Origin of the sequence: Weizmannia sp. FSL K6-3076 (assembly GCF_038007245.1) — a bacterium.
In the GTDB taxonomy this organism is placed as follows: domain Bacteria; phylum Bacillota; class Bacilli; order Bacillales; family Bacillaceae_C; genus Weizmannia; species Weizmannia faecalis.
Genome location: NZ_JBBOWU010000001.1, coordinates 1,745,043 through 1,756,629, shown reverse-complemented (window position 1 = coordinate 1,756,629; position 11,587 = coordinate 1,745,043). Strand labels below are relative to the sequence as shown.

The 11,587-nt window shown below is 50.0% G+C and carries 13 protein-coding genes; all 13 read left to right on the top strand.

The annotated features are described in order from the left end of the window. The first annotated feature begins 121 nt into the window (after positions 1–121). The 13 genes from NSS95_RS08190 (at position 122) to aroA (ending at position 11,306) form a co-directional block, all read left to right on the top strand. Positions 122–394, top strand: coding sequence for an HU family DNA-binding protein (locus NSS95_RS08190; protein WP_013859513.1), 273 nt, complete (start codon positions 122–124; stop codon positions 392–394). Between the two features lie 253 nt (positions 395–647). Next, complete coding sequence (gene mtrB, locus NSS95_RS08185) at positions 648–878, top strand: trp RNA-binding attenuation protein MtrB (RefSeq protein ID WP_017550470.1); 231 nt, start codon at positions 648–650, stop codon at positions 876–878. Positions 879–974: 96 nt separating this feature from the next. Next, a complete protein-coding gene (locus tag NSS95_RS08180; protein WP_104851435.1) occupies positions 975–1,784 on the top strand; it encodes a heptaprenyl diphosphate synthase component 1 in 810 nt (269 codons plus the stop codon). 2 nt (positions 1,785–1,786) lie between these two features. Then, positions 1,787–2,491 (top strand): demethylmenaquinone methyltransferase, encoded by a 705-nt coding sequence (locus NSS95_RS08175; RefSeq protein WP_071451919.1) that lies wholly within the window; start codon positions 1,787–1,789, stop codon positions 2,489–2,491. Between the two features lie 18 nt (positions 2,492–2,509). Continuing rightward, a complete protein-coding gene (hepT, locus tag NSS95_RS08170) occupies positions 2,510–3,472 on the top strand; it encodes a heptaprenyl diphosphate synthase component II (protein ID WP_014098159.1) in 963 nt (320 codons plus the stop codon). Between the two features lie 151 nt (positions 3,473–3,623). Beyond that, on the top strand, positions 3,624–4,070 hold the full coding sequence (gene ndk / locus NSS95_RS08165; protein WP_014098160.1) for a nucleoside-diphosphate kinase: 447 nt from the start codon (positions 3,624–3,626) through the stop codon (positions 4,068–4,070). 104 nt (positions 4,071–4,174) lie between these two features. Next, on the top strand, positions 4,175–4,963 hold the full coding sequence (locus NSS95_RS08160) for a CheR family methyltransferase (protein ID WP_035184690.1): 789 nt from the start codon (positions 4,175–4,177) through the stop codon (positions 4,961–4,963). Positions 4,964–5,045: 82 nt separating this feature from the next. Next, a complete protein-coding gene (gene aroC / locus NSS95_RS08155) occupies positions 5,046–6,215 on the top strand; it encodes a chorismate synthase (RefSeq protein ID WP_014098162.1) in 1,170 nt (389 codons plus the stop codon). Continuing rightward, the gene (aroB, locus tag NSS95_RS08150; RefSeq protein ID WP_014098163.1) at positions 6,216–7,298 is read left to right on the top strand and encodes a 3-dehydroquinate synthase; all 1,083 of its coding nucleotides are present in this window, start codon (positions 6,216–6,218) and stop codon (positions 7,296–7,298) included. Next, on the top strand, positions 7,295–7,657 hold the full coding sequence (gene aroH / locus NSS95_RS08145; RefSeq protein ID WP_014098164.1) for a chorismate mutase: 363 nt from the start codon (positions 7,295–7,297) through the stop codon (positions 7,655–7,657). Before aroB ends, aroH begins: the two co-directional genes overlap by 4 nt. A 91-nt stretch (positions 7,658–7,748) precedes the next feature. After that, positions 7,749–8,843, top strand: coding sequence for a histidinol-phosphate transaminase (gene hisC / locus NSS95_RS08140; protein WP_277613360.1), 1,095 nt, complete (start codon positions 7,749–7,751; stop codon positions 8,841–8,843). A 63-nt stretch (positions 8,844–8,906) separates the two neighbouring features. Further along, positions 8,907–10,007, top strand: coding sequence for a prephenate dehydrogenase (locus NSS95_RS08135; RefSeq protein WP_014098166.1), 1,101 nt, complete (start codon positions 8,907–8,909; stop codon positions 10,005–10,007). Between the two features lie 15 nt (positions 10,008–10,022). Continuing rightward, positions 10,023–11,306, top strand: a complete 1,284-nt coding sequence (gene aroA / locus NSS95_RS08130) for a 3-phosphoshikimate 1-carboxyvinyltransferase (protein WP_014098167.1) — start codon at positions 10,023–10,025, stop codon at positions 11,304–11,306. Positions 11,307–11,587 lie beyond the last annotated feature (281 nt).

The following is an 11,587-nucleotide window of genomic DNA, read 5'->3' as shown; positions in this document are numbered from 1 at the left end:
ATTGGTGCTGAAAAGCCTGATTCTATCCGGTTTTAAACGTTTATGATGAGGGAAAACCGTATACACTGAAGAGAAGAAACTGGAAATGACTTCTACGTTTCTTTTGGAGGAGGTGAATGGAATGAATAAAACGGATTTAATCAATGCAGTGGCAGAAGCTACCGAACTTTCCAAAAAAGATACGACAAAAGCAGTTGACGCTATTTTTGATACAATTCAAAATGCATTGGCAAACGGAGATAAAGTCCAACTGATCGGGTTTGGTAATTTCGAAGTGCGCGAACGCGCTGCCCGTAAAGGAAGAAACCCGCAAACCGGCGAGGAAATCGACATTGCGGCAAGCAAAGTGCCTGCATTCAAGCCGGGGAAAGCGCTTAAAGACGCAGTGAAGTAATTACATATGGTTGGCTTTGAGCGGAAAAAAGGCTGCCTGGGCAGCCTTTTTTTAATACAGCAGGGCCCAAAAAACGGAAAAAGGGAAACGTGCATACGTTTGGCGCCCGTTTTCCCGGTGCAAATGCCTGCGAAATCCCGGTACAGCCGGGGAAAGCCTGAGCGCGGCGTTTCCGGCGCTTTGACTGCAAACGGCGCTGTGGTAAGATGAATATATGAAAAGTTTTTTAAACGAATAAAAAGGAGGCCCGAAAATGAAAGCAGAGGCGCAGGCGGATTATATCGTCGTGAAAGCGTTGCAGGACGGGGTGAGCGTCATTGGGCTGTCAAGGGGTACCGATACGAAGCTGAACCATACGGAAATGCTGGATGATGGCGAAGTGCTGGTCGCACAGTTTACCGAACATACTTCCATGATCAAGATTCGCGGTGAAGCGCAAATCATGACCGGCATCGGGAGTTTGCAAAGCGAAGCGAAAAAATAAACCGAAATCAATTTGTTAACGGCCGTTTTACATATGTGATATAATAAACTACAGCTTATTTTTAGGCCAGATCAACGAAGAAACGGGGAAAGGGTTATGTCATACCAGAGGGAGCAGCAAATTGCCGCAATCAAACAGGCGATTGAAGAAGAAGTGGCACACGACTATTTAAATCAGTTTATTGATGCCCCATACATAGATGAAGACCGGATTTTGCTTTTGATAAGCAGCCTTGCGGGGCAGCCGTATACGGAACATGAAGTGAAGCAGTTTGTTGCGACTGCCATGCTGATCCAGATTGCCCTTGACACCCATGAAAAAGTAACCAATGCAAATGAAAATCAAAAAAACCGCCAGCTTACTGTTCTAGCGGGGGATTATTTCAGCAGCCTTTACTACAAACTGCTTGCGGGCGTGCACAACGTCCGGCTTGTCGGCATACTGGCGGAAGGAATCAAATCCGTAAATGAATATAAAGTGATGCTTTACCAATTTGACGATTCCGACGCGGAAACGTTCGTCAGGCATTTGAAAAAAATCGAATCCGTGATTATTACAAAATTTATGCAGTTTTTCGGTTCGCAGCCGCTCATCCGTTTAAGCGAAGAACTGCTTTTGTTTAACCGGCTGTTAAGGGAAAAGGAACAGGCTGAAAACGGGAAGCGCTCCATCCTGTTTGAAGCCTTGAACAAAATGGCTTACCCGGGTGACGGGCGCCCTTTTGAGCAGCTGCCGCATGAGAAAAAGCGGAAACTATTTTATATTTGTGAGAAGTATTTGAAAGAAAGCATCCGTGCGCTGCAGGCTGCGGCCATGTCGTGCGGAAACGAAATGCTTTTAGAGCGGATCCGCCTGCTGATGGGGCGGTATGGCGATGCAACGAGATTATATGCGGAGGAAGGGTAACCATGATGCCAAAAGAAGAACGGGTACACGTCGTTTTCGAAAAAATTTCGCAAAACTACGATAGAATGAACTCGGTGATCAGCTTCAGCCAGCATAAGCGGTGGCGGAAAGACCTGATGCGGAAAATGGCGGTAAGAGAAGGGAGCAGCGCACTCGATCTGTGCTGCGGGACGGCGGACTGGACGATTGCCCTCGCACAGGCAGTGGGCGAATCCGGCAGTGTGACAGGTCTCGATTTCAGTGAAAGCATGCTTGAAGTCGGGAAGCGGAAAGTGGACGCGCTCGGCTTAAAAAATGTCGCGCTCCGTTACGGAAATGCAATGGAACTGCCATTTGAAGATGCAACGTTTGATTATGTGACGGTCGGGTTCGGGCTCAGGAATGTCCCGGACTACAAACAGGTTTTGCAGGAAATGTATAGGGTGCTGAAGCCCGGCGGCATGGCGGCCTGCCTGGAAACCTCCCAGCCGGTGATTCCCGGGTACAGGCAGCTTTATTACTTTTATTTCCGCCGGATCATGCCGCTTCTCGGACAATGGTTCGCAAAAAGCTACCGGGAATATTCCTGGCTTCAGGAATCGGCACTGCAGTTTCCGGGAATGGAAGAACTGGCAGCTGCTTTTTCCGATGCGGGTTTTGGCAGGATTTTGTACAAGCCGTTTGCCGGCGGGGCCGCAGCTGCACATATTGCCTTGAAAGAGAAATGATGATCGGATGGAGACGGAATGAAGGTACAAATGCTGTACTCGTTTTTAAAAACGGATATTGAGCTTATTGAACAAGAGCTGGCCAACGCTGTCGCATCAAACGCTGCTTTGATACAGCAGGCATCTGAAAGTTTGCTGAAAGCGGGAGGAAAAAGGATCCGCCCCGTATTTGTACTGCTCGGCGCGAAATTCGGAGATTACGAAATCGAACGTGTCAAAAATGTCGCTGTTGCACTGGAATTGATCCATATGGCATCGCTCGTGCACGATGATGTCATTGATGATGCCGAATTGCGCCGGGGAAAACCGACCGTAAAAGCCAAATGGGACAACCGGATTGCCATGTATACAGGCGATTATATTCTCGCAACCGCGCTTGAATATATTACAAAAGTGGAGGATCTCTCCGCCCACCAAATTCTGGCGGATACACTTGTTGAAGTGTGCGTCGGCGAAATTGAGCAAATTAAGGATAAATACCGGTTTCATCAAAATTTGCGCTGTTACTTAAGGCGGATCAAGCGGAAAACGGCGTTGCTGATTGCAGCTAGCTGCCAGCTCGGGGCGATTGCATCGGGCGCCGACGAAAACATCCACCGCCAATTGTACCGGTTTGGCTACAATGTCGGGATGAGCTATCAAATTATTGATGATATCCTGGATTTTACCGGCACGGAGAAGCAGCTTGGAAAACCGGCAGGCGAAGATTTGCGCCAGGGCAATGTAACGCTTCCGGTGCTTTTTGCAAGGGAAGACCCAAAAATCAGAAAAAAGCTGGAATATGTCCATGAGCACATGCCAAAAGCGGAGCTTGAAGACGTTGTCAGACTGGTCAAACAGTCCGGCGCGATCGAACGGTCTTATGCAGTGAGCAACTGCTATCTAGAGAAAGCGCTCGGTACGCTTGAGCAGCTTCCGGATACCCGTTTTAAAAAAATGCTGGCAGATTTGGCGCGTTATATGGGAAAAAGAAAGTTTTAAAAGAAAGCAGGGCTGCCGGGCAGTGCCCTGCGTTGGCGGCCCGGTTTTGAAGCGCTTACTTCAAACATATTGAGATTTTCCCGCCACCATGGTACGATTTTCTATGGCCAAGATGTCTTACATAGTAGAAATGCGAATGGAGTGGATGAAGATGGAAAGGACTTTTTTAATGGTAAAACCGGATGGGGTCAGCCGCCAGCTGATCGGCGAAATCGTTTCCCGCTTTGAAAAGAAAGGGTTTCGGCTTGCGGGGGCAAAATTGATGCAAATTTCGGATGAACTTGCAAAAAAGCATTACGCTGAGCATAAAGAACGCCCTTTTTTCAATGATCTCGTGGCATTTATTACTTCCGGTCCGGTCTTTGCCATGGTTTGGGAAGGCGAAAACATCATCGCTACCGCACGGCAAATGATGGGCAAAACGAATCCGGCCGAAGCCGCCCCGGGGACGATCCGCGGCGATTACGGCGTGATTGTCAGCAAAAACATTATTCACGGTTCCGACTCACCAGAAAGCGCGAAACGTGAAATTTCCCTGTTTTTCCGGGAAGATGAGCTGATCTCATACAGTCGGCCGGCGGATGCTTCGATTTATTAAATCATGCAAAAAAAGATTGGCGATCCTCTCCGCGCCAATCTTTTTTTATGTTAAAATAAACGGTATGAACCAACAAATCTGAATAAAAATACGGGGATTGCATAATGAAAACAGAACTGGATGATTACGGCCGGTTCATTGCGCAAGTCAAAAAGAAAACGGGGATCGATTTATCTTTGTATAAAGAAGCGCAAATGAAAAGAAGGCTGACGACATTATATGAAAAAAGAGGTTTTTCATCTTTCAGTGAATTTTTTCACGGATTGGACAAAAACGAACATTTGCTGGAAGAATTTTTGGACAGAATGACGATTAATGTTTCAGAATTTTATAGAAATAAGTCAAGATGGGATGTGCTCGAACGGAACATTTTGCCCGGGCTGCTGAAAGAAAAAGGAGAAAAACTGAAAATCTGGAGTGCCGCTTCTTCTACGGGCGAAGAACCGTATACGATGGCGATGATCTTGTCCAAGTATTTACCGCTTAATAAGATTCAGATTCTGGCGACCGATATTGATCAAAAAGCCCTGCAGAAAGCAGAAGCCGGCGTTTATTCCGAACGTTCGATCCTGGAAGTGCCGCGCGAAATGAAACAAAAATATTTTCAAAAAAGCAGCGGAGGTCCGTTCTATCGAATTGCGGACGAAATCAGGCGGGCGGTGGTGTTCAAACAACATAATTTGCTGCACGACCCTTATCCGGCAGCGGATCTGATTATTTGCCGGAACGTGCTGATTTATTTTACAGAAGAAGCCAAAGTGTCTGTTTACCGGAATTTCAGCAAAACGCTGTCGGCAAACGGCATATTATTTGTCGGCAGCACGGAGCAGATTTTCAATCCGGCTGCGTATGGATTTGAAATTGTAGACACCTTTTTCTATAGAAAAATATAAAGCGCTCCATCTATTCGATTTATAGCGATTGTGGTATAGTAATAGATATGTAATGCTTTAAAGTGATGAAGGGGGATGCAGAATGAGATATTTGACAGCAGGCGAGTCGCACGGCCCGGCGCTGACCACCATTATTGAAGGCCTTCCAGCGGGCATGCCGCTGACAGCTGAAGAAATTAACACTGACCTTGCCAGAAGGCAGAAAGGTTACGGCCGGGGACGGAGAATGCAGATAGAAAAGGACAGGGCAATCATTTCTGCCGGCGTTCGCCACGGATTGACGCTCGGTTCGCCGGTTGCGCTCACGGTTGAAAACAGGGACTGGGTGCACTGGAATAAGATCATGGGCATTGAGCCCCTTCCAGACGATGCGGACGATGTGAAACGGCGTGTGACCCGTCCGCGCCCGGGGCATGCCGATCTTGCCGGCGGGATCAAATACGGGCACAGGGATTTGCGCAATGTGCTCGAACGCTCTTCCGCACGCGAGACCACCGTTCGTGTGGCCGCCGGGGCTGTCGCGAAAAAACTGCTGAAAGAGCTCGGCATTGAAGTGGCCTCGCATGTGCTTGAAATCGGGGGTGTCCGCGCGGAAAAGGTGTCATATGATTCCCTTGCTTCCTTGCAGGAAAAAGCGGACGGTTCACCGGTACGCTGTTTGGATGACGGGGCGGCGCAAAAAATGATGGAAGCCATCGACACGGCAAAGAAAAACGGCGACTCGATCGGCGGCATTGTCGAAGTGATCGCAACCGGGATGCCGGCCGGTGTCGGCAGTTATGTTCATTACGACCGGAAGCTGGATGCAAAGCTGGCGCGCGCCATCATCAGCATCAATGCGTTTAAAGGGGTGGAATTCGGGCTTGGCTTTGAAATGGCACACCGGCCCGGGAGCGAAGTCCATGATGAAATCGCCTGGTCGGAAGAAACGGGCTATACGCGCAAAACGAACCGGCTCGGCGGCTTTGAAGGCGGTATGACAACCGGCATGCCGATTGTCGTAAGAGGTGTCATGAAGCCGATCCCGACATTGTATAAGCCGCTTCAAAGCGTTGATATCGAAACGAAGGAACCTTTTGCAGCGAGCATCGAACGTTCCGACAGCTGTGCGGTGCCGGCAGCGAGCGTCGTCTGTGAGGCCGTTGTCGCCTGGGAGCTGGCGGAAGCGATCACTGCCCAGTTTTACAGCGACAGGATGGATGTGCTGAAAAAAACGGTTGCGGAGCAAAGAGAATACGGAAGGTTGTTTTAAATGGAAACGATCATCATTGATACAGAAACAAAACAGTACCCGGTATACATAGCAAGCGGCGCGCTCCAGGAGCTGGGTCCGCTCGTCCGCAAATATACGCGCTGCATGGTCATAACAGATCAAAATGTCCGGCCGCTTCACTTGGACAAACTGCTTTCACAGCTTCCGGAAAGCGCGGAACAGTGTGTACTGACCGTGCCAGCTGGGGAAGATGCCAAAACGTTTGAAGTCTACCAAGAAGCTTTGACGTTTGCCGTGGAACATCATTTAGACCGGAAATCATGCATTCTTGCCTTTGGCGGGGGCGCGGTCGGCGATCTTGCCGGTTTTGTGGCGGCAACCTATATGCGCGGCATTGCGTTTATTCAAATCCCGACAACCATTTTGGCCCATGACAGCGCGGTCGGCGGCAAAGTAGCGATCAATCACCCGCTTGGAAAAAACCTCGTCGGCGCTTTTTACCAGCCGGAATTTGTATTGTATGACACAGATTTCCTGCGCACGCTCCCCAAAAAGCAGCTGTTAAGCGGATTTGCCGAACTTGTAAAGCATGCGCTTCTTTCGGATAAGGAGTTCCTTAAAGAATTGCAAACAAAGATTCCGGACGGCGGGCATCTTTTATCCCCGCATCTTCCGGACTTGTTGAAAAAAGGGATCAAAGTAAAGGCAGATATTGTCCGCAAAGATGAAAAAGAAACGGGTGTGCGTGCCTTTTTGAATTTCGGGCATACGCTTGGGCATGCCCTTGAGGCGCACGGCGGGTTCGGGAAAATCACCCATGGCGAAGCGGTCATGACCGGTATCGTCTACGCGCTTTTGATCAGCAGGGAACAGACCGGCCTTCAATTTGATTTGCCGCAATTTCTCAGCTGGATCGAAACGCTCGGCTATGATTGGAAAATTCCGGCTGGCGCAGCATTTGACGAAATCTATGCTTATATGAAACGCGATAAAAAAACAATTGCCGGCAATATTCACTTCGTCCTGCTTGAGTCTGTCGGCAAACCGGTGCTGGCTGAAGTGGACAAAGACCGGCTGAGCCGTCTGTTTCTGCTGCAGCAAAAGGGGGATTTGCATACATGATACGCGGAATACGCGGAGCGACTACGGTCGAGCGCGATCACGAAAGCGAAGTCCTTGCTGCTACTTCTGAGCTGATGAATGCCTTGATCGAAAAAAACGGGATCAAGCCGGACCGCGTTGCTTCCCTTTTGTTCTCGGCAACAGCCGATATCCGTTCGGCTTTTCCTTCGAAAGTCATGCGCCAATTCAGCGGCTGGAAGTATGTCCCGATTATGAATATGCAAGAAATTCCGGTTGAAGGAAGCCTTGTCCGCTGCATCCGTATCCTGATCCATGTCGACACGGACATTGGGCAGGAGGACATAAAACATGTGTATTTGCGCCGTGCAGCCGTGCTTCGTCCGGATTTAACAAAATAAGAGAATGCTAACGTGTCACGAACCGAAAGGAGAGAATGCGATCACCCCCTGGCTTGCGCTCTTGCATGGAAGCAGGGGACTCTCGCTAAAGATGATGAAATGGAGAACAAAAATTACGGATTTGCATGCATATGTGCCCGGAAAGACCATTGATGAAGTGAAAAAACAATACAGGCTCGATTCAATCGTGAAACTGGCATCCAATGAAAATCCGTTCGGCTATTCCCCGAAAGTGGATGAGGCTTTGAAAAACTTTCAGCCTGCTTTTACCCGTTATCCGGACGGGCACGCCTTACAACTGAGACAGAAAATGGCCGCACATCTCGGCGTTGATCCAACCGAACTGATTTTTACAAACGGGACGGACGAACTGATCCAAATCGTTTCCAGGTCACTCCTCGAACCAGGCAAAAATACGGTGATGGCCGCACCGACATTTTCCCAATACAAACATAATGCCATCATCGAGGGCGCCGAAGTCCGTGAAGTACCCTTAAAAGACGGGCGGCATGACCTGGAGGCGATGCTCGGGCAAATTGATGAAAACACGGCGGTTGTCTGGATTTGCAGCCCGAACAATCCGACGGGGACGTATACGACCGAACAGGAGTTGACCGCTTTTCTTGACCGCGTGCCGGAAGACGTGCTCGTTTTTATCGATGAAGCGTACAGCGAATACGTGGTCGCAAAAGATTACGAACAGGCGCTTGTCTTATTCCGCCGGTATCATCATTTGATTGTCAGCCGGACATTTTCGAAAATTTACGGACTGGCCGGTTTACGCGTCGGCTACGGGATTGCCGATCGAACGATCATCCAAAAGCTCGAGCCGGTGCGCCCGCCATTTAATACCAATGTCCTTGGCCAGCTGGCTGCCCAGGCGGCGTTGGAGGACCAGGCGTTTATCCAGAGCTGCCGCGACAAAAACCGGCAGGGGCTCGAACACTTTTATGCGTTTTGCCGCCGCAACAGCCTTGCATTTTACCCGTCGCAGGCAAATTTTATTTTAATCGATTTTCAATGCGATAGTGAGGAAGTTTGCCGGTTTTTGCTTGGCAGGGGATATATCGTCCGCTCCGGGGAAGCGCTCGGGATGCCGGGGACGGTCCGGGTGACCATCGGGTCGGAAGAACAGAACCGGGGCGTACTCGGGGCGATCGGGGCTTTTCTGGAAAGCCGCAAATGAACTTGACAACGGCGGGCCTTTTGACAGCAAAAGGCCGCCTTTTTACAAAAAGAGGTGGCACCTTTGAAAGGAAATGTGTTTGTGATCGGGCTCGGGTTAATCGGGGGATCCATTGCACTAGCGATTAAAAAGGAACATCCGGAAGCCAAGGTCACAGGGTATGATGCCAAATTGGAAGAAATGAAAATGGCAAAAGCCCTGATGGTCGTGGATGATTACGTGGAAACGATCCAAGACGGCGTGCGTGGCGCGGATTTAATTATATTGGCCACGCCGGTGCTTGTAACGGAAAAATTGATCGGGCAGCTCGGGCAAATGGAATTGAAGGAAAATGTGATCATCACCGATACGGGCAGCACGAAAGAAAGCATCATGGCAAAGGCGCAGCGGCTCGCCGGCAACAACACCGTTTTTATCGGCGGGCATCCGATGGCCGGTTCCCATAAAAGCGGCGTTACGGCCGCCAGCCTGTCCCTGTTTGAAAATGCCTTTTATTTGCTTACGCCTTTCCATGAACAAGATCAGCGGACGGAAGAATTGAAACAGTGGCTGAAAGGAACAAAGGCAAATTTCATCACCGTTTCTCCGGAAATGCATGATGAAATGGTTGCGGTCATCAGCCATTTTCCGCATGTTATCGCAGCGTCACTTGTCCATCTTGTGAAAGATGCAGATGCGGAATATCCCCTTTTAAAAAGGCTTGCTGCTGGGGGTTTCCGTGATATTACACGGATTGCCTCCTCAAGCCCGCAAATGTGGGCGGACATCTCTTGCGGTAACAGGGAAAACCTGATCAGGCTTTTGGATAGATGGGCGAAAAATCTTCAGGAAGTGAAAAAGGCGCTTGCAGACAACAAGTATGAGCTTCTCCACCGCTTTTATGCGGAAGCGAAACAATACCGCGACTGCCTTCCAATCAGCGGATCGGGCGCAATCCCGTCTTTTTACGATTTATTTGTCGATATTCCGGATGTCCCGGGGGTTGTTTCTCAAATTACCAATAAACTGGCGGAAAAAGGAATCTCTATTACGAATATCCGCATCCTTGAGGCGCGGGAAGATATATACGGCGTGCTCCGGATCAGTTTTCGCTCGGAAAACGACCGCGATCTAGCCATGAATCTTTTAAAAAAAGAAACCCCGCATGAAGTCTATATCCAATAGAAGGTGGTGGCTGCAATGGAAAAATTGGCACCCGCGCAAACAGGGTTAAAAGGTACGATTAAAGTTCCGGGGGATAAATCGATTTCCCACCGGTCGGTTATGTTTGCCGCTGTCGCCAGGGGAAAAACGATGGTAGAAAATTTTCTCCCCGGCGCCGACTGTTTGAGCACCATTCATTGTTTTCAGCAAATGAGCGTGCCGATCGAACGGGATGGCACCCGGGTGGTGATTGCTGGAAAAGGATGGGACGGTTTGGCGGAGCCGGAAACGGTGCTCGATACCGGAAACTCCGGTACGACGACCCGCCTGATGCTCGGTCTTCTTGCCGGCCGGCCCTTCCATTCGGTCATTGCCGGCGACGAATCGATTGCAAAGCGCCCAATGCAGCGCGTCACAAAACCGCTTTGCGAAATGGGCGCGCACATTGACGGAAGAATGGGCGGCAATTTCACCCCTCTTTCTATAAGGGGCGGGGCGCTTCAGGGAATCGAATACCGGCTGCCTGTTGCAAGCGCGCAGGTAAAATCCGCGCTTCTTTTAGCCGGTCTTCAGGCAGACGGCACTACAATCGTGCATGAGCCGCAGCCCACCCGCGACCATACTGAACGAATGATCCGGGCATTTGGCGGCGAGGTCAGGACGGAAGGGAGAACGATTTCCGTCCGGGGCGGCACGGTTTTCCATGGCACGGAGATCGTTGTGCCCGGCGATATCTCATCCGCCGCCTTTTTTATGGCTGCTGCTTCGCTCGTGCCCGGGAGTGAAATCGTCTTGCCGGATGTCGGGCTCAATCCGACCCGTGCCGGGATCATTGACGTTTTAAAGCAAATGGGCGCGGATATGGAAGTGATCGAAACACATGCCCCATCTGACGGCGAGCAAACAGGCACGTTGGTGATCCGTCCGGCTGCTTTACAAGGCGTTGAAATCGGCGGCGGGCTGATTCCGCGCCTCATTGATGAAATTCCAATCATTGCCCTTCTTGCTACACAGGCGGAAGGCAGGACGGTCATAAAAGATGCCGCAGAACTGAAAGTGAAAGAGACAAACCGGATTGACACGGTTGTCCGGGAATTAAAGAAACTGGGCGCCCATATTGAAGCGACAGCGGATGGCATGATCATTGAAGGCCCTTGCCGGCTTTCAGGCGGGACGGTGGAAAGCCACGGGGATCATAGAATCGGGATGATGCTTGCCGTTGCATCACTTGTGGCAAAGGATGCTGTCTGCCTGAAAGGGGCGGAAGCAATCGCCGTATCATACCCGCAGTTTTTTGATGATCTGAAATCCGTTCTGTAACGGCTTTAGACGCCTATTGAAAACAGGCACCAGCAAAAGAATGAAAATCAGCCGGCGCCTGTTTTCAGGATAACAGAGAACAGCTTGATCATGATGCCCGTGGAAAAGCGGGGTGCGGAAATTCAAAATCCCGTGCCCCGCTTTATTTTTGCTGTGAAAAAAAGGGATTTTCATGCACGGCGGAGAAATACTTAAACAGGGAACCCGGAAAGGCAAATGATTTGCCCTGGCCTTCAAAATTCATTATGATTTAGCCAAAGGCCACCCGCGGTTTTTCCTGC